Annotated in this window: 15 protein-coding genes, 1 tRNA gene and 1 pseudogene; 13 read left to right on the top strand and 4 right to left on the bottom strand. The window is 69.2% G+C overall.

Features of this window, described 5'->3' with window-relative positions; all coding sequences use genetic code 11:
- Positions 1-49 precede the first annotated feature (49 nt).
- Together V6B97_RS14680 and V6B97_RS14675 are read right to left on the bottom strand one after the other, a co-directional pair.
- On the bottom strand, positions 50-1084 hold the full coding sequence (locus V6B97_RS14680; RefSeq protein ID WP_333507258.1) for a PstS family phosphate ABC transporter substrate-binding protein: 1035 nt from the start codon (positions 1082-1084) through the stop codon (positions 50-52).
- Positions 1085-1262: 178 nt separating this feature from the next.
- The gene (locus V6B97_RS14675) at positions 1263-3767 is read right to left on the bottom strand and encodes a methyl-accepting chemotaxis protein (RefSeq protein ID WP_333507257.1); all 2505 of its coding nucleotides are present in this window, start codon (positions 3765-3767) and stop codon (positions 1263-1265) included.
- 402 nt (positions 3768-4169) lie between these two features.
- Here V6B97_RS14675 and V6B97_RS14670 point away from each other — a divergent pair, with 402 nt between their 5' ends.
- From V6B97_RS14670 to pbpC, 4 genes are all read left to right on the top strand, one after another.
- Positions 4170-4736 (top strand): DUF721 domain-containing protein, encoded by a 567-nt coding sequence (locus tag V6B97_RS14670; RefSeq protein WP_333507256.1) that lies wholly within the window; start codon positions 4170-4172, stop codon positions 4734-4736.
- A 111-nt stretch (positions 4737-4847) separates the two neighbouring features.
- A tRNA-Glu gene (locus V6B97_RS14665) sits at positions 4848-4924 on the top strand.
- 546 nt (positions 4925-5470) lie between these two features.
- Positions 5471-11224 carry an alpha-2-macroglobulin family protein gene (locus tag V6B97_RS14660; protein WP_333507255.1) on the top strand — a complete coding sequence of 1918 codons (5754 nt, stop codon included), beginning with the start codon at positions 5471-5473 and terminating at the stop codon, positions 11222-11224.
- Positions 11208-13601 carry a penicillin-binding protein 1C gene (gene pbpC / locus V6B97_RS14655; protein ID WP_333507254.1) on the top strand — a complete coding sequence of 798 codons (2394 nt, stop codon included), beginning with the start codon at positions 11208-11210 and terminating at the stop codon, positions 13599-13601. The genes V6B97_RS14660 and pbpC overlap by 17 nt, the downstream gene beginning before the upstream one ends.
- Before the next feature lie 94 nt (positions 13602-13695).
- Here the strand turns inward: pbpC and V6B97_RS14650 are convergent, their stop codons facing one another.
- Both V6B97_RS14650 and V6B97_RS14645 read right to left on the bottom strand, forming a co-directional pair.
- Entirely contained in the window at positions 13696-14403 is a 708-nt protein-coding gene (locus tag V6B97_RS14650) for a hypothetical protein (protein WP_333507253.1), read from the bottom strand.
- Positions 14404-14881: 478 nt separating this feature from the next.
- Complete coding sequence (locus tag V6B97_RS14645; RefSeq protein WP_333507252.1) at positions 14882-16285, bottom strand: outer membrane homotrimeric porin; 1404 nt, start codon at positions 16283-16285, stop codon at positions 14882-14884.
- Positions 16286-16832: 547 nt separating this feature from the next.
- On the opposite strand from V6B97_RS14645, the gene tmcD reads away from it, so the two are divergent.
- The 9 genes and pseudogenes from tmcD to V6B97_RS14600 all read left to right on the top strand — a co-directional run bounded on the left by tmcD (position 16833) and on the right by V6B97_RS14600 (position 25807).
- Positions 16833-18188: an electron transfer complex subunit TmcD gene (tmcD, locus tag V6B97_RS14640; RefSeq protein ID WP_333507251.1), complete on the top strand. Its 1356-nt coding sequence runs from the start codon at positions 16833-16835 to the stop codon at positions 18186-18188.
- Positions 18189-18210: 22 nt separating this feature from the next.
- Complete coding sequence (tmcC, locus tag V6B97_RS14635) at positions 18211-18870, top strand: TmcC family electron transfer complex membrane anchor subunit (RefSeq protein WP_333507250.1); 660 nt, start codon at positions 18211-18213, stop codon at positions 18868-18870.
- 136 nt (positions 18871-19006) lie between these two features.
- Positions 19007-20344, top strand: coding sequence for an electron transfer complex ferredoxin TmcB (gene tmcB, locus V6B97_RS14630; protein ID WP_333507249.1), 1338 nt, complete (start codon positions 19007-19009; stop codon positions 20342-20344).
- 20 nt (positions 20345-20364) lie between these two features.
- Positions 20365-20802: an acidic tetraheme cytochrome c3 TmcA gene (gene tmcA / locus V6B97_RS14625; protein ID WP_333507248.1), complete on the top strand. Its 438-nt coding sequence runs from the start codon at positions 20365-20367 to the stop codon at positions 20800-20802.
- 73 nt (positions 20803-20875) lie between these two features.
- Positions 20876-21496, top strand: coding sequence for a hypothetical protein (locus V6B97_RS14620; RefSeq protein WP_333507247.1), 621 nt, complete (start codon positions 20876-20878; stop codon positions 21494-21496).
- Between the two features lie 5 nt (positions 21497-21501).
- The gene (locus V6B97_RS14615) at positions 21502-22419 is read left to right on the top strand and encodes a universal stress protein (protein ID WP_333507246.1); all 918 of its coding nucleotides are present in this window, start codon (positions 21502-21504) and stop codon (positions 22417-22419) included.
- Positions 22420-22460: 41 nt separating this feature from the next.
- Positions 22461-22706: pseudogene (locus tag V6B97_RS14610) on the top strand (response regulator); the annotation flags it as partial.
- Positions 22707-23051: 345 nt separating this feature from the next.
- Positions 23052-23447 (top strand): DVU0259 family response regulator domain-containing protein, encoded by a 396-nt coding sequence (divK, locus tag V6B97_RS14605; protein ID WP_333507270.1) that lies wholly within the window; start codon positions 23052-23054, stop codon positions 23445-23447.
- 293 nt (positions 23448-23740) lie between these two features.
- Complete coding sequence (locus V6B97_RS14600; protein ID WP_333507245.1) at positions 23741-25807, top strand: hybrid sensor histidine kinase/response regulator; 2067 nt, start codon at positions 23741-23743, stop codon at positions 25805-25807.
- Positions 25808-25946 lie beyond the last annotated feature (139 nt).

The raw sequence follows: 25946 nt of genomic DNA, 5'->3' as shown, positions 1-25946 counted from the left end.
GTGAAGGCCGGGGAAGGCGGTTTCCTTCCCCGGCGCGTGCGGCCTGTTGCTACTTCAGGTCGGCGGCGGTCAGCTTCCTGAAGCCGGTCACGTCCTTGCGCACCTGCTCGCGTTCGGCGGCGGGCAGCGGGATGAGGCCGATGGTCTTCAGGTAGCCGGAATCGCCGATCATCTTTTCGGACATGAACAGTTCCACGTATTCCTTGAGGCCGGGAATCTTCCCGATGTGCGCGTCCTTCACGTAGAAGAACAGCGCGCGGGAGATGGGGTACCTGGCCGAGGAGATGGCCTCGAAGGTGGGAGCGTTGCCTTCCACGGTGCAGCCCTTGATGCGGTCCTTGTTCTCGGCCAGGAAGCTGTAGCCGAAGATACCCACGGCCTCGGTGTCCTTGGTCAGCTTCTGCACGATGAGATTGTCGTTTTCACCGGCGGGCACGTAGGGGCCGTCCTGGCGGATCTTCTTGTACTGGGCGGCGTCCTTGCCCAGCACGGCCTTGAAGGTCTCGTCCTTGCCGGTAAACTTTTCGACCACCATTTCGATGAAGGCGTCGCGGGTGCCGGAGGTGGCGGGCGGGCCGTAGATGACGATCTTGCGGTCGGGCAGGGCCGGGTTCAGCTGCTTCCAGGTCTTGTAGGGGTTGGGAGCCAGCTTGCCGTCCACGGGCACTTCTTCCAGCACGGCCAGGGCCAGGTCCTTCAGGGAAAGGTTCATGTCGGCGTTGCCGATGTTCTGGGCGATGACGATGCCGTCGAAGCCTATCTTGGCTTCGGTGATGTCGGTGACGCCGTTCTTGGCGTTGGCCTCGAACTCCTCGACCTTCATGCGGCGGGATGAGTTGGTGATGTCCGGGGTGTCGGGGCCGACGCCCGCGTAGAACAGCTTGTGGCCGCCGCCGGAACCGGTGGATTCGACCACGGGCGACTTGAACTGCTTGTTGGTGGCGCCGAATTCTTCGGCCACGGCGCTGGAGAAGGGATACACGGTGCTGGAACCCACGATGCGGATCTGGTCGCGGGCTTCGGCCACACCGGCCAGCGACAGCACGAGCGCGGCGGCCAGCGCCACTTTCTTGAACGACTTCATTGCAAGCCTCCCTGACGGTCCCCTGTATGGGGGTAGTTGTGTGCGATTCAGCGTCAACGCGCTACAAGAAGTATCCAGCGCAGGTTACGGCCTGTTGTGACAACCGTTACAATCCTGTGTCGCGCCACCATTCCGGCGCCGCACACCCCGCCCGCCCCCCGCGCTCATGACCTGTTGCTCATGATTCCTTTTCATCGCAGTGGGTTGCACCATTGTCATCGCACGTCATGCCGTCCATGACATGTTGCAGTTCCCCGGCCAGGCGCGAAAGCCCGCCCACGGCATGGGCCGATTCGGCCATGCCCTGCGCGGTCTCGCGGGCGATGGCGTCCACTTCCGCCACGGCGCGCACCACTTCCTCGCCGCCGCGCGTCTGGGCCTCGGCCATGGCCGCGATGGCCCGCACTTCGCCGCCGGAATCGCCGATGCGGGCCAGGATGTCGTCCAGCGCCCCGCCGGAGCGGGTGGCCAGCGCGTCGCTTTCGCGCACGGCCCCGGCCACGGAAGCGGTGCTGTCCACGAAGCCGCGCGTGGCCCGCTGGATGGCCCGGATGCGCTCGCCCACCTGGCCGGTGGCGCTCATGGTCTTTTCCGCCAGCTTGCGCACCTCGTCGGCCACCACGGCGAAGCCCCGCCCGGCCTCGCCGGCGCGGGCCGCCTCGATGGCGGCGTTGAGGGCCAGCAGGTTGGTCTGGTCGGCGATGTCGCTGATGACCCCCATGATCTGGCCGATGGATTCCGCCTCGCGCCCCAGTTCCGTCACGTTGTCCTGCAACCGTTCCACCTGGTCGTGCACCCGGTGCATCACCTCCATGGAGGCGCGCACCACGTCACGGCCATCCTCGGCCACCTGCATGGTGGAACCGGCCATGTCCACGGCCAGCGCGGCGCGGCGGCCCACCTCGGCCACGGTCTGGTTCATGCGGTCCATGGCGGCGGTCACCTCGTCCACGCGGGCCAGTTGGCGGGCGGCGCCGTCGCTGGAGTGGGCCACCTGCTCGGCCAGTTCGTGGGCCGACGAGGCCACCCGGCGGGCGATGTCCTCCGCCTCGCGCGCGGTGGCGGCGATGACTGCGTTCTGGGCGTCCAGCCGGGCGTGCTGGGCGCGCTCGTGGGTCAGGTCCACCCACAGCGAGATGGCGCCCATCAACTCACCCTCCAGGTCGTAGATGGGCGTGGCCACCATGTGCAGCACCACCTCGCGCCCGTCGGCCTGCGGGTCGAGGATGAGGTCCTCGGCCACCCGGTCGCGCCGCTCCATGCTGCGCCGGGTCAGCACCGGGCGGACGGCGTCGGCCGCGCCGCCGTACACCAGTTCGCCCAGTTGCCTGCCCAGCCACGCGGAAGGTTCGCCCGCGCGCCGCAGCACGGCCAGGGCTTCGGCATTGACGTGGGTGATGTTGTTGGCAAGGTCCACCACCACGCAGGGCACCACCACCCCGTCCAGGACCCCCTGGCTGAACCCCAGACGCATGCGCAGTTCGCCCACCATGGCCTGCACGGCGCGCACCGTGGCCCCGATGGTGTCGTCGGCCGCGTAGTGGAAGGTGTAGTCGAAATTGCCGCGCGCCACCTGCTGGGCCAGGGTGGCCAGCCGCTGCATGGGCGCCATCAACTGGCGCACCATCAGCCAGATCACCAGCGCGGCCACGGGCAGGGCCACGGCGGCGGCGATGCCCGCGCCGCACCACAGCCGGGCGCTGACGCCTTCCATCAGGTCGGCGCGGCTGACGGTGGTGACGAAGGTGATGTCCCATGGCCCGTAGCGGTCGGCGCAGGCTTCGTACTCCTCGCCGTCGTCCGTATATATGACGGCGCGGGAAGAGTCCGGACTGGCGGTGCCGGACGGGCTGTCGGCGGAAGCGCCCGGCTTCAGGGCCGCGCCCCACGGCAGGTCGGAAATGTTGCGCCCCACCATGGAAGGATCATGATGGATGAGGATGCTGCCCCCGCCGTCGAAGGCAAAGGAATGCCCCTTGCCGCCCACGTTGTGACGCACCACGGCGGCGGTGAATTCCGGGGCCAGCAGGGGGCGGGCCACTTCCACCGCGCCCAGTATCTCGCTGCCGTCCATGCCCTTTACCGGGGCGTAGGCGGCCAGGTTCCATTCGCCGCCCACTTTGAGGATGCCGGTGAAGCCGTTGCCGGACAGCAGCGCCGCCGTCACCGGATTATCCTTGCCCAGAAAGGTCCAGCGGGCGCTGCCGGACGGGTCGGCCACGCTGGTGCTGACGCGCACCAGCCGCCCTTCGTGCAGTTGCAGCACGGAGGCCCCCACCCCGGCCAGGTCACGGATGCGGTCCACGAGGTCGGTGCTTTCGTGCAGGTAGGCGGACCCCAGCTTGAAGCCGGGCAGGGTGGCCTTCACCTGCCGGCCGGTGCCGGCGTCGCGCAGGGTGGCCTCCACCTCCATGAATATTTCCGGAATGGGGAACCCGGCCAGGCCGAACTGCACCTGCATCAACCTGAGGTCCGAACCGATCTTGTTGCGGTTCAGCGTGTCCTGGAACTTCGCGGATTCCATGAGTATCTGCGAGACGTTGCGCAACGATGCGCGCCCCTGCGCCAGGTAGCCGCGCCGGGTGTCCACCAGGCTGGTGACCAGCATGCCGGACATGGCGGCCAGCACCATGACCAGCGAGCCCGCGATGAGCTTGGTGCGGAACGATACGGTGGTGAACATGCGCCCGTCCTTGGAAGATGCCCGGTGAATGTACCGTGCGGCGTTGGCCGGGCCAGGTGCGGGAAGCGGATGGAAGGAAGACGCGCGAAACGCGCGCCCCGGCGGCCGGGACGCGCCACCCTCCCCGGCGGCTGGCGTATTCATGGGACACGCGGGCGAAGATCAGGTGACGGCGGAGTCACGTTTTCGTAACACATGACGGTTTCAGTGCTTTCCCCAGATATTGGCGTAGATGGCGTTCGCGCCGCGGCGGGAAATGACGATGCGCCGCCCCCTCCCGCCCCCGGCCGCCAATACCCGGCGCGCGCCCGGTGCGTTTCGGGGCCGGACATGCTACACCGCCCGCATGACGATCATCCACGTCCGCATCCATCCCGCCGCGCCCGCCCGCCGGAGGCCCCGGTGAAGGCCATCGGCGAAGCCCTGCGCGGGTTCCTGGAACGGCGCGGCGCACCCGAACGGATGCGCCTCGTCCGCCTGTGGGAGAACTGGGACATGGTCATGGGGGTGGACATCGCCGTGCTGGCCTACCCGCTGGGGCACCGCAAGCGCATCCTGCTGGTGGGGGCGGAGGACAACATGGCCATGCAGGACCTGACCTTCCTGACGCCGGAAATCCTGGAGCGGGTCAACGCCTTCATGGACGACGTGTCCGACGGCCCGTACTTCGAGCGGGTGGAGGTGCACCTGCTGCAACGCCGCACCCCGCTGGACGAGGTGCGCGTGGCGCGCGGCGCGCCGCCGCCCCGCGTGCCGCCCCGGCCGGACAACCTGGGCGGACTGCTGGGCGCCTTCGACCCGGAATCGCCCGTGGCCCGCGCCTACGCCAGCTACGTCCGCATGTTCCACGAGATCGGGGATGCCGCCGCGAAGCAGGGCGGGCCGGAACGCAACGGGCACGCCGGGCACGACGGACGGAACGGGCGGAACGGGCGGGACGGGCGCGACAGGCTCACCGGGGGGAAGTGAGCCCCCTCGCCACCGCTCCCGCATTCCCCTGCCGCGCCGCCATCTTTTTCGCTTGACGCACCCCGCGCCTTCGGAGTATCCGTCTCTTCCGCGCCGCATGGCGCACAGGGTGTCCCCATCGTCTAGCTGGCCCAGGACAACGGCCTTTCACGCCGTCGACAGGGGTTCAAATCCCCTTGGGGACGCCACTGAAAAAAGGTTGCATCAATGGATGCAACCTTTTTTCATGCACAACCGTCCTAAAAAACTCGTATTTCCGCGCAAGAGCTTCCGCCCCCCTCCCTCCTCACCGCGATTCCCCCCTTCCCTTCAATGGCGAAAACCTGCCCCCCCGCATGTTCGGGGGGGGGGGGACCGGTCTTCCTGCCCCATCGAGCCGCCCGCCGCGTCGTAACAAGGCGTTGGCAACCGGGGACGGCCCGCATCGTGCTTACGGGTTTCCCCATCCTCGCGGCAGGCAGGCTACTCGCGCGGTTCCGGCGTGGAGCACCCCTGTCCGCCGCAACACCCCATGGACAAAGCAGGTTCCTTGCGGCATCCTTGAAAGAATATCTTTCGACATGCCCGCCCCAGCCACGCCAACGCAGGTACATTGCGCCCAGGCTCGCACCAGGGGCATACTGGGCGGAAAAACACCCCAAGAGCCCGGCGCATCTGCTCCCGCGCTCTGTTCCGGGACGCCATCGCCACGATATTTTCCCCACGCACACGCAAGACCACCCGCGGAGACCTCCATGCCGGCAACGTCGCTACGTTTCCTTCTGATTTCCCTGCTTCTGCTCCTGACCAGCGCCGCCTCCCCCGCCCTGGCCGCACCGGCGTACAGGGTGGCCGTCCCCAGCCTGCCGCAGGCGGACAACTGGATGCGCCGCGATGGTTTTTCCATCACCTTCCAGGTGGATGAAGCCCGGTGCAAAAAGGAATACGGCGCGGACTGGTCCAGGCAATGCGCGGCCCCCCCGGCCGGCGAGGAAGGACGCGTGGTGGAAGGCGTGCGCATGACCCCGCACGTGGCGGGCGTGTGGCGCTGGGTTGGCGACGCCACCATGGAATTCTTTCCCCGGGACCGCCTGACGCCGGATACCCGCTATGCCGTGTCGCTGGAAAAGGTGGCCCTGCCCGGCCGCTTCGTCCTCAATCGCCACGCAACCTACGCCACGCAGCCCCAGGCGGCGCGCGCGGGCAAGGAGACCTTCTGGGTCGACCCTTCGCCCAAGGGCGCGCACGCCGTTTCCGTGCCCCTGTACTTCATCTGGCCCGTCACCACGCAGGACATGGACGGGCGCATCGCCATCGGCCCCACCGATTCCAAAAGCGGCCTCGCCCTCGGCACGCCGCGCCTCATCTGGAACGAGCGGCGGGACGAAGTGGTGGTCAGCGCGCCGGTCACGGCCCTGCCCGAAAACAACGCGGCGGCGCGCATCACCGTGCGCGGCCTGCCCACGTTTACGGAAAAGGCCGGAAAACGCATGGTGCAGGGCAAAAAGGACGGCACGCCGCAGCACGTGGAGGCCATGTTTTCCGTGACGGGCCGTTCGCGCATCATGGACGTGACCCGCATCGCCATCCGGCCCGCCTATGACGACACGCTGAACAAGAACTACCACCTTGAAATCAAGACCACGCTGCGCGTGCTGCCGTCGGAGGTGCTGCGCAGGCTCGAACTGGTCCAGTTGCCCCGCAAGCTGACGCCCGAGGCCGGAAAGGACGCGGACTGGACCCGGATGCCCGCCATCGGCGCGGAAGACGTCAAAAACGGCACGCCCCTCAAGCCGGAACTGCTCCAGCCCGCCGACGAACCCACGGACCGCGTGCTGCTGCGCCTGACCGCCGAAGCCGGCCGGGGCCTGCTGGCCGCCGTGGACAAGGGCCTGCCGTCCCTGGGCGGGCCGGAACTGGGGCAGGCGCGCCGGGTCATCCTCACCGTGCCGTCCCTGGGCGCGGAAGTGGACTTTTTGCAGCCCGGCAACGTGCTGACCCTGAGCGGTCAGAAAAAGCTGGATGTCTACGCCACGGGCCTCACCGGCATCGACTGGCGGGCCGAACGCGTCCGCGATCCGTTCATGGCCCTGGCGGCCAGGTATTCCGGCTTCGACGCCGACTCGGGCAATTTCGACGCCATGAGCGACGTGCTCCAGGGTCGCCTGGACGTGCCCAAGCCCGCGCCCGGCGCGGCGGCGTTCCCCGTGCTGGACGTGGCCCCGCTGCTGGGGAACGGCAAGGAGCCGCGCCGCGGACTCATGCGCATCACGCTTACCGGCTTCGACGGCGACAAGAGGGTGGAGGAAACCGCGCGCCTGGTGCTGATCACGGACCTGGGCCTGACCGTGAAAACCGCCGGCGACGGGGCGCGCACGGTCTTCGTGCAGCACCTGGCCAAGGGCGAACCCGTGGAGGGTGCGGCGGTGCGCCTGCTGGGCGTCAACGGCCTGTCCGTCTCCAGCGCCGTGACCGACGCGCAGGGCCGCGCCGACCTGCCCCCGGCCACGGGCCTGGACCGCGAAAAGCGCCCGGTGGCCGTGGTGGCCGAGGCGCCCGCCGGGGACGGCGGCCGGGACATGGCCTGGCTTTCGCTGGACGATGCCGCCCGGCACGTGGACTACAGCAATTTTCCCGTGGCGGGCCGCCACGTGGCCGATGACGGGCTCAGCGCTTCGGTGTTCAGCCAGCGCGGCCTCTACCTGCCCGGCGAAACCCTGCACTTCGGCTGCATCGTCCGCCGCCACGACTGGCGTCCCCTGCCCCCCGAACTGCCGCTGGAAGCGGTGCTCGTCAGCCCCACCGGCGCGGAGGTCATGCGCCGCGCCTTCACCGCCGGGGCCGACGGCCTGAACGCCCTTGACTGGACCAGCAGCCCGGACGCCGCCGTGGGCGCGTACCAGTTGGACATCCGCCTGGCGGACGGCAAGACCGGACGCGGCACGGGCGCGGCCCCCGTGCTGGGCAGCGCGCGCGTGCGGGTCGAGGAATTCCAGCCGGACACCCTGGCCCTGGCGGCCGAGTTCACGCCCAGGAAGCCCAGGGGCTGGATACGCACCGGCCCGGGGGCGGACCCCGCCGTGGTCCGGGCCCGCCTGGACAACCTGTATGGCGAACCGGCGGCCAACCACCGCGTGCAGGCCGTCTTCCGCGTCCAGAACGGCAAGCTGCGCTTCCCCGGATATGAGGACTACACCTTCCACGAGGCCGCGCCCTTCGAGGGCGAGATCCAGTCCATGGACCTTCCCGCCGGGTATACCGACGCCGGGGGCGTGGCCGAATTCGCCCTGCCGCTGGGCAGGCTCCAGGCGGGCACCATGCGCGGCGCGGTGCAGATCGAAGGCTTCGAGCCTGCGGGCGGGCGCGTGGTGACCCGCCAGTTGGACGCCCTGTTCTCTCCCCTGGAAGTGGCCCTGGGCTACAAGCCCGAAGGCCAGGCCAACAACCTGCACTACATCCCGCAGCAGGCCGCGGCCTCGCTGCGGCTGCTGGCCGTGGACAACGACCTCGCGCCCGTGCCGCTGCCAAAGACCGAAGTCGTGTTTTCCGCGCGGCGGTACGTCAACAGCCTGGTCATGGACGCCAGGGGCGAATACCGCTACGACGCCACGCCGGTGGATACGGAACTGGCGCGCCGCACCGTGGACGTGGGCGCGCAAGGCATAGTCCTGCCCCTGCCCACCGGGGACGCCGGGGACTTCCTGCTCACCGTCCGGCGGGCCGACGCCACGGTGCTGGCGGTCATCCCCTATACCGTGGCGGGCAACAGCCTGGCCCGGCCCGACAGCCTGTCCTCCTCGTCCCTGGCCAAGGGCGACCTGCGCCTGAAACTCGACAAGGAACGCTACGCCCCCGGCGAAACCATCAGGATGCGCCTTTCCACACCCTTTGCGGGAACGGGCCTCGTCACCATCGAACGCGAAACCGTCCTGGCCCATGCCTGGTTCACGGCACAACCCGGCGAAAGCGTGCAGGAAATCCGGATTCCCGCCGATTTCCAGGGGCGCGGCTACGTCAACGTGTCCTTCGCCCGCGCCCTGGATTCGGACATGGTGTACATGAAGCCGCACGTCGTGGCCGTGGCCCCCTTCATGGCGGGCATGGACCAGCGCGACATGGGGCTTCAGATCAAGGCTCCGGCCCGCGTGCTGCCGGGCGAGACCGTCAGTGTACGCCTGAGTTCCCGCGTGCCGGGGCGGGCGCTGGTCTTCGCCGTGGACGAAGGCGTGCTGCAACTCACGGGCTTCGCCACGCCCGATCCGCTCAACGACCTGCTGGCCGACCGCGCCCTGGATGTGGACACCATGCAGGCCTTCGACCTGCTCATGCCCGACCACGCCAGCCTGCGGGGCCGCATTCCCGGCTTCGGCGGCGACATGTCCGGCCCCGGCGGCCGCTTCCTCAACCCTTTCAAGCGGCGCGGCGAACCGCCCTTCGCCTTCTGGCAGGACGTGGTTGCCGTGGACAGGGGCGGAACGGAACTGCGCTTCACGGTGCCCGAATACGCCAGCGGGCGCATACGCATCATGGCCGTGGGCAGCGCGGCCCCGCAGGGCGGCCTTGGCCTTGCGGGCGCGACGGAGGCGCATACGGAAGTGCGCGGCACGCTCATTCTCAAGCCCCTGCTGCCGCTGGCCGCCGCGCCGGGCGACGTTTTCGACGGCGCGCTGGTGGTGGCCAACACCGTGGAGGGCAGCGGGCCGGGCGCGCGCGTGCGCATCGCCATGGAGTCCGGCCCCGGCGGGCTGGCCTTTGTGGACACCCCGCCGCAACAGTCCCTGACCGTGGACGAAAACGGCGAAGCCACGCTGCGGTTCCGCATGCGGGCGCAGGACGACCTGGGTGAAGCCACGGTGCGCTTCACCGCCAGCCTCGAGGATGGCGCGGGCGCAAGCCGCCGCGCTCACCAGCCCGCGGTGCGCACCCAGACGGTTTCCGTCCGCCCGCCCGTGCCGCGCCTGCGCACGGAAATGGTCGTGCCGCTGCGCGGACCCGCCGCCGTGGACATGGCCCGCGATCTCTACCCCTTCGAGGCGCAGGGGCAGGCCAGCGTGGGCGCGCTGCCCGCCCTGGCCCTGCGCTCGCTGCTGGCCCGGCTGGATCCCTATCCGTACGGGTGCACGGAACAGCTCATCAGCAGGGCCATGCCGTACGTGGCCCTGCTGGGCGCGCCCGACGCGCGCCGGCAGGTGCTGCGCGCCCCCGACGCCTCGCCCGAAACCCTGCTCAAGCGCGGCAACGCGGTCATCAGCGCGGCCCTCAACACCATACGCGGCAACTTCACTCCCTACGAAGGCGTCAGCCTGTGGCCGGGCAGCGCGCCCAGCGACGTGGTCACGGCCTATGCGGGCGACCTGCTGCTGACCCTGCGCGACAGCGGCGCGGCGACGCCCGAGGGATTGTCCCGGAACGTCCTCGATGTACTGGAACGCATCGTGGGGCGCTCGCCCTCCAGCCTCGGCGACGCGCGCGTGAAGCTCTACGGGGCCTGGGTGCTCCAACGCGACGGGCGCATCATGACGCAGGAGGTGACGCGGCTGGAACAGTGGCTCAAGGACAACGCCAAGGGCTGGGAACACGACCTCGCGGCCGCCTTCCTGGCGGACTGCTACGACATGCTGCGCCTGCGGCGCAAGGCCGAACAGCTCATGCCCACGGCCCTGCCCCCCGTCACCCTGACCCCCGTCACCCTGACCCCTGGCACGGACGACGCCTTCCTGTCGGCCGGGGCCGCCAGGGCGCTGCACGCCTTCATGATCCTGCGCCACTTCCCCGAACGGAAGGGCCAGCTCCGCATGAACGACCTGCTGGACAGCGCCTTCAGCACCAACGCCACCACCGTGGACATGGGCCTTGCGGCCAGAACCCTGCTGACCGCCGCCGACGCCGCGCCGTCCCTGCCCCGGGGCCTGCGGCTGGCCTGCGCGCAGTACGCGCCGGGCTTCACCCCGGCCGGAGACCGGACCGCCCAGGCTCCCGACGCGCCGGAAGGCAACACCCTCGTGCTCGACGCGCCGGGCTGCACCCGCTACCAGGTGGACATGCCGCAGGGCGAAACGGGCTGGAGCCTCCTGGTTGCGGCGGAAGGCTTCGACCGCACGCCCATGGCCAGCGCCGCCAACGGCATCGAACTGCAACGCCGCTACCTCGACGCCAGGGGCGAGGCCGTCACCGCCGCCCGTCTGGGCGACGTGCTTACCGTGGAACTGACCGTGCGGGCCAAGGCCGACATCGACAACGTGGTGCTGGTGGACCTGCTGCCCGGCGGTTTCGAGGCCGTGCTGGAAAAGAACGCCCCGGCGCAGGAGCAGGAAGGGCTTGTGCGCCATGAACGGCGCGAGGACCGGGGCATCTTCTTCACGAACCTGAGCGGCGGCAAACGAACCTTCACCTACCGGGTGCGGGCCGCCACCAGAGGGCGCTTCGTGCTGCCCGCCGCCACGGCGGAGGCCATGTACGATCCGGCCGTCAACGCCCGCACGGGCGGTGGGCATGTCAGCATTGAATGAACCGAATGGACCGAGTGAACCGGGGCCGCCGCCCGGGAACGCGGAAAACGCCTCCCCGGGCGGCAAGGGCCTTCCGGCCCGCCGGCGCTTTCCGGCGCTGGCCGTTCCCCTGGGCGTTCTCGCCCTCTCGGGGGCGGCCCTGCTGGCGTGGCTCGTCTGCGCGCCCTGCCCGCACCCGCTGGAAGGCCGGGACTTTTCCCGCGTGGTGCTGGACAGGCGCGGCGACATCATGCGGGTCAGCCTGTCCTCGGACCAGAAATACCGCATCCGCACCAGACTCGCCGACATTCCCCCCGCGGCCGTGGATACCGTGCTGCGCTACGAGGACCGCCATTTCTGGCGTCATCCCGGCGTCAATCCCCTGTCCCTGCTCCGGGCGGCCGCGCATGCCCTTGCCGGGGGGCGGCGCATGGGCGGCTCCACCATCACCATGCAGGTGGTCCGGCTGGCCCACGGGCTGGAGACGGGCAGGCTCGGCGCCAAGCTGCGCCAGATGCTGCTGGCCCTGCAACTGGAATGGCACTACGGCAAGGAAGAAATCCTGGAGGCCTATTTCAACCTCGCCCCTTACGGCGGCAATGTGGAAGGACTGGGCGCGGCGGCCGTGCTCTACTTTCACAAGTCGGCGGCGCAGCTCGTCCGCGCCGAAAGCGCGGCCCTCATGCTCGTGCCCCAGAATCCCACGCGCCGCAAACCGGCGCCGGACAACGACGCCTTTGCCGCCGCCGTGCGCCGCCTGAACGAGACCTGGTACGGCGAACAGGAAACCGCGCCCCTGCGCGTCCACGCCCCGCGCGACATGCCCTTCGTGGCGCCCCACCTGTGCGCCGAACTGCTGGGCCTGCCCGAAAGCCGCGACACGGTGCGCTCCACCCTGGACCCGGCGGCCCAGCAGAGACTTGAGCGGCACCTGCGCCTGTTCGTTTCCCGGAACGGGGCGTACGGGCTCGCCAACGGCGCGGCCCTGCTGGTGCACTGGCCCAGCATGGAGGTGCGGGCGCTGGCGGGCTCCGCCGACTTTTTCGACCCGGGCATCGAAGGCCAGGTGGACGGCACGCGGGCGCGCCGCTCTCCGGGTTCCACCCTCAAGCCCATGATCTACGCCCTGGCCCTGGAACAGGGCCTCATCCACCCCCAGACCCTGCTGGCCGACACGCCGCGCAGTTTCGCGGGCTACGACCCGGAAAACTACGACGGCAGGTTCAGCGGCCCCCTTTCCGCCGCCGAAGCCCTGCGGGCCAGCCGCAACGTGCCCGCCATCGCGCTGGCCGCGCGGCTCGGCAGGCCCAATCTCTACGAATTCCTGCGCCGGGCGGGCGTGGAATTCCAGTCCGCAGAGGAGCATTACGGCCTGAGCCTCGTGCTGGGCGGGGCCGAGATAAGCATGCGCGAACTGGCCGCGCTGTACTCCATGCTGGCCAACAAGGGCGTGTGGAGGCCCCTGCGCTTTCTGGCCGACGAGCCGCCCGAGGCGGCGGCCCTGCCCCTGCTCTCGCCCGAGACGGCCTTTGTGACGCTTTCCATGCTGGAAACGCCCGATCAGGACCGCCTGGTGCGCTCGCAGGGCGGCGCGGCGCTGCCCGTGCGGCTCAAGACCGGCACGTCCAACGGCTTTCGCGACGCCTGGGCCGTGGGCCAGTTCGGGCCGTACGTGCTGGTCGTCTGGGTCGGCAATTTCAACAACGCCGCCAATCCGCTGCTGGTAGGGGGCATGGTGGCCGCGCCCCTGTTCATGGACATGGCGCGCGCGCTGGCCGCCGCCGAACCCATGCGCGACCCCTTCCGCGAGCCGACGCCCGACCTCAACGTGGAACGGCTGCGCGTGTGCACCGCCACCGGCGATCTCGACACGTCCCTCTGCGCCGAAACCACGCAGACATGGTTCATCCCCGGCGTGTCGCCGCTGGCCCCTTCGGGGGTGTTCCGCAGCATTCTCGTGGACAAGGCCACGGGCCTGCGCGCCTGCATGCCGCAGGAAGGCCGCACCGAAGCCCGCGTCTGGGAATTCTGGCCCAGCGACCTGGCCCGCATGTTCGCGCTGGCCGGAACGCCCAAGCCCCCACCCCCGCCCTTCGAGGCGCAATGCCGCCAGGACCGGGGAAGTTCCGGCCTGCCGCCCGCCATCATCCAGCCCAAGGCCGGCCTGACCTACCGCGCAGACCCGGCCCGAGGCGCGCAGGGGCCCCTGGTCTTCATGGCCCATGCGGAAGCCGGCGTCGGCGCGCTCTACTGGTTCGTCAACGACCGCTATCTGGGCAGCACGGCCCCGGGCGAGCCCCTGCTGTGGCAGGCCGTTCCCGGCGACGCCGTGGTGCGCGTGGTGGACGACGCGGGGCGCGCCGCGCACAGGAACATCCGCGTCAGGTCGACGCCCTGAACCATGGCCCCAGGGGAGGGGGAGGAAGGGAGGGAGGAGGGGGACAGGGCCGGGAACGCGGATGCGCGCCACGGACGGTCCCCCGCCCGCCCTGCTAGGCATGGCCCTGCCAGGCGTTGCCGTACCCCGTTCCCGCCCCGCCGTCCGCGCCGAACATCTCCACCGCCGCCTCGATGAGGCCGGGCTCCATGAAGTCCGTGCTGCGCTCTATCTGGCGGCTGGCCGCGCGGCGCATGCCCGCCACGAAGGGCGCGGCCCCGTCGCCGTGGGCGACATCCAGGGCGTCGGCCACGGTGCCGCACAGGTAGTGCACGCACAGCGGCGACTTGAAGAGGCGCAACGGGCAACCGGTGGCCGTCAGGTACGGACAACCCCGTTCGCCCATGGCCGCGCCTTTGGCGTGGTGCGCGCCCTCGTCGGCCTGAAGGCGGGCCAGCGCGTCGCCCATGCGCAGGGCAAGCCCGCTGGGCTGCTGCATCATGATGTCCGACAGGCTGAACACCACGTTGTGGCTGCGGTTGCAGCAGCCCAGCGGGGGCCGTTCGCAGCCGTCGCGGCAGATGTGCTTGGTGGCGCGTCCCTGCACCACGTCCAACTGGCGGGTGTACAGGGAGTAGCCGATGAGCGCGCGGCGCAGGCCGTCGTCCATGGCGCCCAGATGCGCGCTGAGCCGGGTGACCTGGCGGCGCACCGTGCGCTGTGAAAGCAGCGGGTAGCCCCGCCCGGCGAACAGGGTCACGTCGTGGTCCACCCCGCCGGTCTCCGGGCCCGGCAGCGCGTCGAGCCAGCCGTCGATGGGCATGGGCGGTGCACCTTTGCGGATTGCGGGACGAATGAACAGCCGGGAGGGAAAAGAAGAGGAAACGGCGAAGACGCGCCATCCGCCCTGCATCCGCACGCATCGGACGGCACGACGGCGGGGCGTCGCCCACTGCTTGCCGCAGCGCACGACGCCTTCCACCGAAGATTGCTGTCTTGTCGCGTAGCATGCCGTTTCGCACATTGTACATCACGATCTTGGTGCATCGCCGCACGAGTGGCGCACCTTGCCGCTCTCTCCCCATCATCCCCGCACGCTCGCCGCATGACGTGCCGCGACATCCCGGAAATGCGCCACACCACCCACCCCGCTCCCGGCCCGGCCCGCACAACGCGAAGGGGGCATGGCCCAAAGGCCATGCCCCCCTTGCATTCCGCGCCCGGCACTGCCGGTGCGCGCTCGTCGTCCCTCCGGCCGGCACCCTGCGCCGGTCACGCCGCACGGCCGGCGGGCCGTGCGGCTAGAACTCGTACACCAGGTTGAAGGTCAGCTTCTTGGCGGAGTTCAGGTCTTCGCCCACGGCGCCCCAGGTGTCCTCGTCCAGATCCAGGCGGATGTAGCCCATTTCCAGGATGAAGGTGAGGTTTTCGTAGATCTGGTAGGTGTGGTCGAAGTTCACTTCCCAGGCGCTGTCCTCGTCGGTCAGGAACACGCCGCCGCTGGCCGGGGCCAGCGCGTCGGCGAGACCGGCGGTGTCCTTCACCAGTTCGGAATCGTTGGTGCCGCGCATGTAGACCACGCGCAGGACGTGCGACAGGTTTTCGACGAACGAGATGTCGGCCAGTTGCACGCCGACGCCCCACAGGCCCGCGCCGTTCAGGGCGAACTGGCTGTCCTGGTTGAACGCGGAGCCGGGGAAGCCGAAGCTGGTGGGCGCCCAGGCATTGGGCGAGATGGAGGGCATGCGCTCGGAGCCGTTGTCGAGGTCGTCGTCTTCGCCGCTGCCGTACCAGGCGAACACGCCGGGGGTCATCATGTCCATCTTGTACTCGACCATGGCCGAAACCAGCCAGCCTTCGCGGGTGGCGTAGTCGTCGTCGGCGTCCTTGTTGCCGTAGGTGAAGTCCATCTTCACGGCGAAGGGGTCGAACATGGACAGTTCAAAGGCCACGCCGCCCCACCACGCATTGTGGGTGGTGGTGTCGTCGCCGGTCATGCCGACGCGTTCGCCCAGGCTCTGCATGCCGTCCTGGAAGATTTCCCACGATTCGGTGTCGGTGCCGTCCACGTCCTTGCCCACCGAGGCGTACAGGAGGTACGGGGTCACGCTGACGCCGTCCAGGGTCACCGGCGCGGTCAGGCCGAACACGTCCACTTCGTCGAAGTGGTTGCTGCCCGCGCTTTCTCCGGACGAGGTGTCGTAGGGGCGCGCCCAGAAGGCGGTGAGGCCCAGGTTGTCATTGACGGCGTAGCTCAGCACCAGGGCGGCCACGTCCTCGTCGCTCAGGATGGGGCTGGCGCCGAAGGTGGCGCCGGGCAGGTCCATGCCCTGCAGGCCCATGCGCACCTTCAGTTCGGTTTCGGGCACCACCCAGTCGATGTACGACCGGCGCACCTTCACCGACTTGCCGTCGGAACCCAGGGCGCCGTCTTCCTGGCCCCAGGTGGTGGTGCCCATTTCCAGGAACACCACGCCGCGCAGCGATTCGCTGGCGATGATGTCGATCTGGGTGCGCAGCCGCTGGTGGGCGGCGAAATCGTCTTCGCTGTCCCCGCCGTCATCGGCGGAACGGTAGTTCAGGCCATCGGTCCACGAAAAATCGAAGGCCCATTCGCCCTTGGCCTCGATGGTTGCCGCACCGGCCGGGGATACGGCGCCGCACAGCAGCGCCATGCCCAGCAGCAGGGTGATCAAACGTTTCATGTTTCCTCCTTCCTTCTTCCTTGCAGGAATATTCTTCGGACCGGCGGCATTGGCGCCGCGCGGCCCCGTGCAACGCCGCGCCGCGCAGGGGTGCGGTGGGCGTTTCCGTGTCGAATACTGAAAACGATTCTCACAGTCAATCTCATATCTGGAATATCCCGGTTCTCGCCCGCTGCCTTCCCTCCCCCTGCGCCGGGGCACGGCCAGCCTCCATTCCGGTTTCGAAACATCGCCGAAACGCATTGTTTCACGATGATACGTCACCCGGAAAATGCATCACGGGCCACCACCCCATGTTGCAATGCGGCACACACAGATGCGTACGTATTTTCTACCTGAGCAGTCGCATTGATATTCTACCATTGCAGTAGACAATCAAATCTACCACGCAAGTAGACTACTATTTTTTACAACACCACTTCCCCGGTAGTCTTTCCTGTGTTACACCATCTTCAAATACATCCGCATTTGCGACGTTACATTATAGTGCAACGATCATTCTTCTGCGCCTGGCATGCAAGCGACCGGCGCAGAACAGGAGGTCCGCATGTCCACATCCACCGCAACCCCGCAAACGGCCCACGGCCTGCCGGAAGCCCCGCCCGCCGCGCGCGCCGCAGCGGGGCTTCCGCACCCCGACCCCGGCGACTGGGAGCCGGGCAGGCGGGTCATCGCGCCGTCCTTCGCGCCGTTGCCCGGCCACCAGTGGCAGGAAGAGCCGCTCATGTCGCACGACGGCATGCACGTGGCCGCCGTGGTCCGGCAGGAGGACGACAGCTTCACCATGCGCGTGGACGACGAGGTATGGGATGCGGGGTTCGACAAGGTCTGGTCGCCGCGCTTCCTGCCTGACGGGCGGCTGGTCGCCATCGTGCAGCAGGACGGGGAATGGACCGTGGCCGTGGACGGCGAACCGTGGCCGGAAACCTACGGATTCATCTGGTCGCTGCTGCACGGTCCCGCCGGAAAGGTGATCGCCGCCGTGCAGCAGGACATGCGCTACGGCATGATCGTGGACGGCGAGCCCTGGGAGACGCTGTACGAAAACGCCAACAACTTCGCCCTCAGCCCCGACGGCCGCCGCACCGCCGCCGTGGTGCAGACCGTGCCGCTGGGCCAGGCCGACATCGAGACCTTCACCCGGGGCGTGTACAGCGTGGCCGTGGACGGCGAGGCATGGGGCCGCAACTTCATGAACGTGTGGACGCCCGTGTTCGACAACCGCAACGACCGGGTGGCCGCGCAGGTGCGCCTTTCCCATTCCGAATACACTGTGGCCGTCAACGGCGCGCCGTGGCCCGCCACCTTCCCCTGCGTGTGGGAACCCTGCTTCGACCCGGCCACCGGCGCGGTGGCCGCCCCGGTGCGCAAGGACGGCCGCTGGGGCATGGCCCTGGACGGCACCCTGCTGTGGGAGGCGCGCTTCTTCCAGTGCTGGACGCCCGCCTGGAGCCACGACGGACGGCACCTGTGGGCCATCGTGGCCCCCCGCTACGGCAGCTTCACCGTGGCCCGCGACGCGTCGCCCTGGTCGTTCGCCGCCCCGGTGGTCACCGACCTGGTCCTGTCGCCCGACGGCACCCGCGCCGCGGCCCTGGCCAGCCACGACAACGCGGCCTGGCAGGTGGTGGTGGACGGCGTGGTCTGGCCCGGCCGGTGGGACATGGCCTGGCGGCCCGTGTTCAGCCCGTGCGGGCGGCACGTGGCGGTGCGGGTGAAGGACCGCGGCCGCGAAACGGTGCTGCTGGACGGCCGCCCGTGGCACGACGCGTTCACCACGGCGTGGGATCCGGTGTTCGGCCCCGCCACGGCCAACGGCGCGGGCATGGCCGTGCTGCTGCGGGGCATCCGCGACGGCGCGTGCGAACGGTGGGTGGCCACCCCCGACGATTTCAGGGCCTGACCGGCCAGCGGAGGCGACAGCAATGCAACAACTCTACAATTTCGCCGTGGGTCCCCTGGCCTGGGTTGCCTGGGCCGTATTCCTGGGCGGGGCGGCATGGCGCCTGGTCTCCATGTGGGCGCTGGCCCGCAAGAAGGACATGAACGCCGTGGCCTACATGGACGTGCGCTTCGCCGCGCGCTCCATGGCCCGCTGGGCAACCCCCTTCGCCACCCTGGGCTGGCGGGCCAACCCGGCCGTCACCGTGGCCACCTTCGCCTTTCACACCGCGCTGGGCCTGTTGCTGCTCTTCGCGCCGGGGCACGCGGTGCTGTGGGACTACGCCTTCGGGGTCAATGTCTGGTCGTTGCCGGAAGGCGTGGCCGACGTCCTGACCGTGCTGGTCATCCTGCTGTGCGGGTTCTTCGCGTGGCGCAGGCTCCAGTTGCCCACTGTCCGCTTCGTCACTCGGCCCATGGACTGGCTGGTGCTGGCGCTGGTGGCCGTGCCGTGCGTTACCGCGTTCCTGGCCAAGCAGCAGATCGGCGACAACCTGCTGCTGTCCACCCTGCACGTGCTGTCGGGCGAGGCCATGCTGATGGCCCTGCCCTTCACCCGGCTGTCGCACGCCATCTTCTCGCCCTTCACCCGGGCCTACATGGGCTCGGAATTCGGCGGGGTGCGCCACTGCCCCGACTGGTGACGCCGGTTCGGCGGGCAGGGCAGGCGGCGGCATGACGGATCGGGCGGCATGACGGATTGGCCGGACCGCACGGACTGGATTGACGGGCCGGATTCATCGGAAGGGCGCACCGCGCCATCCCACGGGAGACAACCACATGAGCGCAACGGAATTCTCGGGCATCGCGGAACGCCGCATAGAGGACGCCAACCTCGTGCGGGGCGTGTCCGCCCTCACGCGCGAACGCATCGAACGCGTGGTCAAGGCCGTGACCAGGGGCGAGGCCGGGGCGCGCCTGGCCGTGTACCACGAAACCTGCATGCGCTGCGGCATGTGCGCCGACGCCTGCCACTACTGCATCTCGCACGACGGCGACCCCACCTATTCGCCCGTGGGCAAGATGGAACAGACCATGTGGAAGCTGCTGCGCACCGGCGGCAGGGTGGACCCGGACGACATCTACGGCATGGCCCAGATCGCCTACACGGAATGCAACCTGTGCCGCCGCTGCGTGCACTACTGTCCCGTGGGCATCGACACCGGCTACGTCATGGGCCTGGTACGGCGCATCTGCCACCGCCTGGGCGTGGTGCCGCTGTACATCCAGGACACCGCGCACAGCCATTCCGGCACCATGAACCAGATGTGGGTCAAGGACGACGAATGGCTGGACAGCCTGGTGTGGCAGGAGGACGAGGCGCGCAGCGAAATTCCCGCCCTGCGCATCCCCTTCGACAAGGAAGGGGCGGACTGCCTGTACTCGGTCATCGCGCCGGAGCCCAAGTTCCGCACCCAGCTCATCTACCAGGCGGCGGTGATCATGGACCAGGCCGGGGTGGACTGGACCATGCCCTCGGCCCCTGGCTGGGACAACAGCGACATGTGCATGTTCACCGGCGACTACGAGATGATGGGGCGGCTGAAGCGCTGCCACTTCGAGATGGCCCAGAAGCTGAAGGTGCGGCGCATCGTCATGGGCGAATGCGGGCACGCCTTCCGCTCCGTGTACGACGTGGGCAACCGCTGGCTGGGCTGGAAGAACCACCCGGTGCCCATCGTGCATTCCGTGGAGTTCTTCTGGGAACTGCTGACGGAAGGAAAGATAAAGCTGGCCAAGAAATACGACGAGCCGGTGACCATCCACGACCCGTGCAACATCATCCGGGGGCGCGGCCTGATGGACAAGCTGCGCGAGGTCACCCACGCCCTGTGCTCCAACGTGGTGGAAATGCACCCCAACCGCGAGCACAACCTGTGCTGCTGCGCGGGCGGCGGGGTGATCAACTGCGGGCCGCCCTTCAAGGGCGTGCGCCTGGCGGGCAACAAGGCCAAGGCCGACCAGCTTGCCGCCACGGGCGTGCACACGGTGGTGGCCCCCTGCCACAACTGTCACGGCGGGCTCGAAGACATCATCCACCACTACAAGCTCGGCATGCACACCAAGTTCCTGGGCGACCTGATCTACGACTGCATGGAAAAGCCCGGCGCCGCATAGGCACGGCAAGGAGCACCCCCATGAAGGCACCACGTTCCCTGCCGGTGGCGGCGATCCGGCTGGCCATGGCGGCGGCGATCCTGGCGGCCGCGCTGCTGTTCCCGCTGCTGCCGCCCGTGCCCACGGCCCCGGCGCAGGACGACATGACCCATCTCGCGCCGGACGCGCTGGCCCCGCATTCCCGGCCCGCCGCCCGGTTCGTGCACGACACGCACAACGAAAAGGCCAGGATCGACGAGTGCGGCACGTGCCACCACGGCACCACCGAGGACGGGCGGCGCGACCCGGCTGCGCCCACGTCCGAGGGCACGCCCTGCGCGGACTGTCACGCCGCCGCCAACGGCACGGGGGGCAAGGGCACGCCGCTGGAGCGCGCCTACCACCGCCAGTGCATGGGCTGCCACAGGGAACAGGGCAAGGGCCCCACGGCCTGCGGCGGCTGCCACACCAAGGTCTGAGGCGCGGCGGCGGAACGGCGGAAACGGCAACCGGCCCCCTGCGGCGCCCCACGTCACACCCGACGGAGAACACATGGACACCGTGCACCTTGCCCCCGACGGAACGCTCCGCACGCCGGCCAGCTCTGGCGGATCTGGCGGGTCTGCCGGAGCTGCCGGATCTGGCAGTCAGGGCGGAACGGTCCACGCCGACCCGCTGCCCTGCCTGCGGCTGGCGGCGGTGCTGGACGCGGGCTGCACGCTGCGCTCGTTCTTCGCCCTGCTGACCCGGTACGCGGAACTGCAACGCCTTGGCCCGTTCCTGCCCGCCGCCGTGGCGGACGCGGCCCGCTGCCCGGCCGAGGGCTGCCGCGCCGAGGGGGTGACCGGCCTTGCCCTGCGCAAGACGGTGGACCTCATCGGCTACCCCGGCGGCCCGCGCGCGGAAATCTACCTTTCGCTGCGGGCGCTGGCGCCGGGGGCGAACAGCCCCTGCGGCCGCGACGGCGAAACGGAACACGAAATCAGGTTCATCCCTCTCGACGCCCTTCTGGATCTGCCGCTCTCGCTGGGCGGCCTGCGACACGTGGTATTCGGGGACAGGACGCGGGTGCTCGACTGCGAGACCACCTTCAGCCTGTTCGAAGTCATCGAGGGCCTCGCATGGGAGCTCGGCTTCCAGGGCGGCGCCAGACACTGCAGCCTACGGAGGTAAACGCCATGTTCGGTAAGATCCTCTTTGCGACGTCGGCCTCGCCGGCATGCGACAACGCGGCCAAGGTGGCCTTCGAACTGGCCCGGCGCAGCGAGGCGCGCCTGTACGTCTTCCATGTGCTGGGGGTGCCCACGCGCGGCTTCGGCCACTACGTGCGCGACCTGAAGTCCGGCGAGGAGGAAGTGGCCGACGCGGACTACCGCGAATGGGTCACCGAAGAGCTGAAGCACGTCTACGAGGCCCAGTTCAAGGAATTCGGCCCGCCCAACGCCGCGCTGCAACTGGCCGTGGGCGTGCCGCACACCGAAATCCTGCGCTTTGCCCGGCAGGAAGGGGTGGACCTGATCGTCATGGGCGCGCACGGGCGCGAAGAGGACGCCGCCGCCTCGCGGGTGCGCTCCATCATCGGCAACACCATGCAGAAGGTGGCCAAGTCCGCCCGCTGCCCGGTGCTGATCGTGAACCGGCCGTGCAACACCTGCTGGCACATGTTCTCCAACATCATCTTCAGCACCGACTTCTCCAAGCCCGCCGACGCGGCCTTCCAGTTCGCCTACAAGACCGCGCGCGAGGTGGGCGCCAAGCTGTACCTGTTCCACGCCTGCGACCTTGGCGGCGCGGGGCTGTACCCCAGCCAGGCCGAGATCGAACGCCAGTTGGAGCGGGCGCGCAGGCAGATGCAGGACAAGTACGTGAGCAAGATGACCGACTACGACAACTATCAGGTGGAAATCTGGGAAGGCACGCCCTACGTGGAAATCCTGAAGTACGCCCGCGACCGCAAGGCGGACCTCATCGTCATGGCCCACCACGCCAGGGACGTTCCCGCCGAGGACGCGGAAATCGGCTCCACCGTGGAGCAGGTGGTGTTGCGCTCGGCCTGTCCGGTGGCCAGCGTGACGCACGCGGAACGGGTTGCCTGACGCCAGCCCCTTGAAGACAAAACAACTGTGCGGGTAGGCCCATGGCGCTGGTGCTGGTGGTGGACGACGACCTGTCGTTCCGGTTCTTCCTGAAGGCCCTGTTCGAAACCGACGGGCACGAGGCCGTGGCCGCCCGCAACGGCGCGGAAGGGTTGGAGACGGCCCGCCGGCGGCGGCCCGACCTGGTGGTGCTGGACGTGATGATGCCGGGCGGCGGGGGCCTGCCCATGTACCGCGCCATGCAGGCCGACCCCGCCCTGCGCGCCGTGCCGGTGATCATGCTGTCCGGCGTGGGCGGGGCCACCTTCGCCCACGGGCTGTCCATGTGCCGGGCCGCGGACGGGGGTGGGGGCACGGACGGAAATGGGAACAAGGACGTGGACGCGCCGTTCGCCTACGTGGAAAAGCCCCCCCGGCCGGACAGGCTGCTGGAACTGGCGCACCGGGCCTTGGACGGGCGCCGGACCGAAACCGGGAACGGCCGGCGAAACGAAAGGGACAGCGGATCGGCAGCGGCGGAAGGGACAGCAAGGGACAAAGCCGGGGCGGACCCGGACGGAATATCACAGAGGACGGGGCAGGCAGCGGCGGCACAGCGCGCCGCCACGCACGACGTCAAGGAGAATGAGCGCATGCCGTACAAGATACTGGTCGTGGACGACGACCCCTACATCGTGAAGTACATGGTGGATATCCTTTCCGACAACGGGTACGCCACCTGCTCCGCCTCGGACGGCAGCGAGGCGTTGGAGGTGCTGCAACGCGAACGCCCCGACCTCGTCACGCTGGACCTGGAAATGCCCAACGAGTGGGGGCCGCGCTTCTACCGCAAGATGACCAAGGAAGAGGCCTTCCGCGACATCCCGGTCATCGTCATCAGCGGGCTGTCGGGCATCCACCTGGCCATCCGCAACGCCGTGGCCTCGCTGAAGAAGCCCTTCGACCCCAACCGCCTGCTGGAAATCATCCGCGACACGCTGGAAAAACGCGGGGAACTGGCGGCGGAAGCGCCCGAAGCGCGGCAGTAGCGGGCTGCACGCCCGCCGGCCTTATGGGACGGCGGCGGGCGTGACACCGGAGAAGGCGCCCGCATCGGGGCGGGCAATACCCTCTCCGGCGGCCCGCCCTTGCCGCGCGCGGCTCCGCGTGGGACAATGAGGCATCCGGGCGCCATCCGGGCGGCCTCCGACAGCGCATCTGCCGCGCCGCCCGCCACGCCCCATCCCCCGATGGCCGCGCCGGGACACGGGACGAGGCTCACCGCCCCGCGAAACCGCACCCGGAGCGCGCCGGGCCCACACCGGACCACGAGGAGCCGCGCATGGGCGCATCGATCCTGCTGGTGGACGACGAGGAAGGCATCCGCACCGTGCTCGGCATATCCCTTGCCGACGCGGGCTACCACGTGACCACCGCCGCCAGCGGCGAAGAGGCCCTTGCCCGGTTCGCCGAGCGCAGGCCCGACATCGTGCTCACCGACATCAAGATGCCCGGCCTGTCCGGGCTGGACCTGCTGGAGCGCATCAAGGCCGCCGACCCGGACGTGGAAGTGATCATGCTCACCGGCCACGGCGACATGGACCTGGCCATCCAGAGCCTGAAGCGCGACGCCACCGACTTTCTCACCAAGCCCGTCAACGACGACATGCTTGAAGTGGCCCTGCGCCGCGCCGGGGAACGCATGTCCATGCGCAGCCGCCTGCGCGGGTACACCGAAAACCTGGAACAGATGGTGCGCGACCAGTCGGCCCGGCTGGTGGAGGCGGAGCGCCAGTTGGCCGCGTTGCAGGTCATGGACGGCATCGCCAGCGGCATCCGCTCGCTGTGCAGCGCCCTGGACGACGGCGGGCTGTTCAACGAACTGCCCTGCTTCGTGGCCGTGCACAACGCCGACCTGGAAATCGTCTCCACCAACCAGCTGTACAAGGAACGCCTGGGCCACCGCATCGGCAGCCGCAGTTGGGAGGCGTACGCCGGGCGCGGCCCCGGCGACCGGCTGTGCCCGGTGATGCGCGTGCTGGAAACGGGCGAGGGGTTCCGCTCCAACGAAGTGCTGCTGGACAAAAACGGCCAGGAAATCCCGGTCATCGTGCACACCGCGCCCATCTACGGCAACGACGGCGACGTGGAACTGGTGCTGGAGCTTTCGGTGGACGTCTCCGAGGTGCGCCGCCTGCGCGAAGACCTGCGCCTGACCCGCGAACGGTTCCGCCAGCTGTTCGACGAATCGCCCTGCTACGTGGCGGTGATGGACCGCGACTTCGGCGTGGTGGAGGCCAACCGGAGATACCGCGAGGATTTCGGCGACCCCACCGGCCGCCGCTGCCACGACGCCTTCGCCCACCGTCTGGCCCCCTGCTCCGGCTGCCCGGCGGGCCGCACCTTCGACGACGGGCGGCCCCACCAGGCGGAAACCGTGGTCACCGCGCGCGACGGACGGCAGGTGAACGTGCTGGTGTGGACGGCCCCCCTGCGCGACGCGGACGGGCGCATCACCGAGGTCATGGAGATGTCCACGGACATCACAGAACTGCGCCGCCTGCAGGACCGGCTTTCGCAACTGGGCCTGCTGCTGGGGTCCACGGCGCACGGCATCAAGGGGCTGCTCACCGCGCTGGACGGCGGGGTGTACCGCCTTGGCAGCGGCATCGCGCGCGGGGACGCGGCGCGGGTGCAGGACAGCCACCAGGACATCCGCCACCTGGTGGACCGGCTGCGCAAGATGGTGCTGGACCTGCTGTACTACGCCAAGAACCGCGAACTGAACTGGGAGGTGGTGGTCACCCGCGCCTTTGCCGAGGATACGGCGGCGCTGGTGGAGGCCAAGGCCGCGGAGCGCGGGGTGCGCTTTCTGCGGGATTTCGGGGGCACGGGGGCCGGGGAGAGCGCGGAAACCGGGGCGAACGCCGGAGAGGCGACGGACGCGGCGCAGGCCGGATCGTCGGGAAACGGCGGCGCCGCCGACCTCGGCACCTTCGAGGCCGACGCCGGGGCGTTGTCGTCCGCGCTGGTGAACCTGCTGGAAAACGCCGTGGAAGCCTGCGCGGCCGACACGCGCAAGCAGGACCACGCGGTGACCTTCCGGGTGCGGGGCGCGCCGGGCGAGGTGACCTTCACCATCATCGACGACGGCACCGGCATGGACCGCGAGACCCGCGAAAAACTGTTCACCCTGTTCTTCTCGTCCAAGGGCACTGCCGGGACGGGCATCGGCCTGTTCGTGGCCAGCCGGGTGGTGCAGCAGCACGGCGGGCACATCGCCGTGGCCTCCGAGCCCGGCGAGGGCAGCACCTTCACCGTGTCCCTGCCGCGCCGCCTGCCCGACGCGGTGCGCCGGGGCGAGGCGGAACGCGAGTCTGCCCTTGATGACGGGAATAATATTTCCTGACGCGATGTTAAGTGGGTCTTCGACGTTAGCTGTGGAATTCACGCCTCCAAGAGTTGGGTGATGGGCGCTCCGATCAGGTAGATCATGGTGATGAAGGTTGTTACGTTCCGATACCCTCTGGCCCGCGAGCGAGCAGCCT

The organism is Nitratidesulfovibrio sp. 1201_IL3209, assembly GCF_036763125.1.
In the GTDB taxonomy this organism is placed as follows: domain Bacteria; phylum Desulfobacterota; class Desulfovibrionia; order Desulfovibrionales; family Desulfovibrionaceae; genus Cupidesulfovibrio.
The sequence above is the reverse complement of the archived record's forward strand: the minus strand, read 5'-3'. Positions and strand labels throughout refer to the sequence as shown.

Excerpts from the sequence above, each read along its gene's own strand:
- V6B97_RS14680 (WP_333507258.1), bottom strand. The coding sequence starts at position 1,084 with ATGAAGTCGTTCAAGAAAGTGGCGCTGGCCGCCGCGCTCGTGCTGTCG.
- V6B97_RS14600 (WP_333507245.1), top strand. The coding sequence starts at position 23,741 with ATGGGCGCATCGATCCTGCTGGTGGACGACGAGGAAGGCATCCGCACC.
- tmcB (WP_333507249.1), top strand. The coding sequence starts at position 19,007 with ATGAGCGCAACGGAATTCTCGGGCATCGCGGAACGCCGCATAGAGGAC.
- V6B97_RS14615 (WP_333507246.1), top strand. The coding sequence starts at position 21,502 with ATGTTCGGTAAGATCCTCTTTGCGACGTCGGCCTCGCCGGCATGCGAC.
- tmcA (WP_333507248.1), top strand. The coding sequence starts at position 20,365 with ATGAAGGCACCACGTTCCCTGCCGGTGGCGGCGATCCGGCTGGCCATG.
- V6B97_RS14660 (WP_333507255.1), top strand. The coding sequence starts at position 5,471 with ATGCCGGCAACGTCGCTACGTTTCCTTCTGATTTCCCTGCTTCTGCTC.
- pbpC (WP_333507254.1), top strand. The coding sequence starts at position 11,208 with ATGTCAGCATTGAATGAACCGAATGGACCGAGTGAACCGGGGCCGCCG.
- tmcC (WP_333507250.1), top strand. The coding sequence starts at position 18,211 with ATGCAACAACTCTACAATTTCGCCGTGGGTCCCCTGGCCTGGGTTGCC.
- V6B97_RS14645 (WP_333507252.1), bottom strand. The coding sequence starts at position 16,285 with ATGAAACGTTTGATCACCCTGCTGCTGGGCATGGCGCTGCTGTGCGGC.
- tmcD (WP_333507251.1), top strand. The coding sequence starts at position 16,833 with ATGTCCACATCCACCGCAACCCCGCAAACGGCCCACGGCCTGCCGGAA.
- V6B97_RS14620 (WP_333507247.1), top strand. The coding sequence starts at position 20,876 with ATGGACACCGTGCACCTTGCCCCCGACGGAACGCTCCGCACGCCGGCC.
- V6B97_RS14675 (WP_333507257.1), bottom strand. The coding sequence starts at position 3,767 with ATGTTCACCACCGTATCGTTCCGCACCAAGCTCATCGCGGGCTCGCTG.
- divK (WP_333507270.1), top strand. The coding sequence starts at position 23,052 with ATGCCGTACAAGATACTGGTCGTGGACGACGACCCCTACATCGTGAAG.
- V6B97_RS14650 (WP_333507253.1), bottom strand. The coding sequence starts at position 14,403 with ATGCCCATCGACGGCTGGCTCGACGCGCTGCCGGGCCCGGAGACCGGC.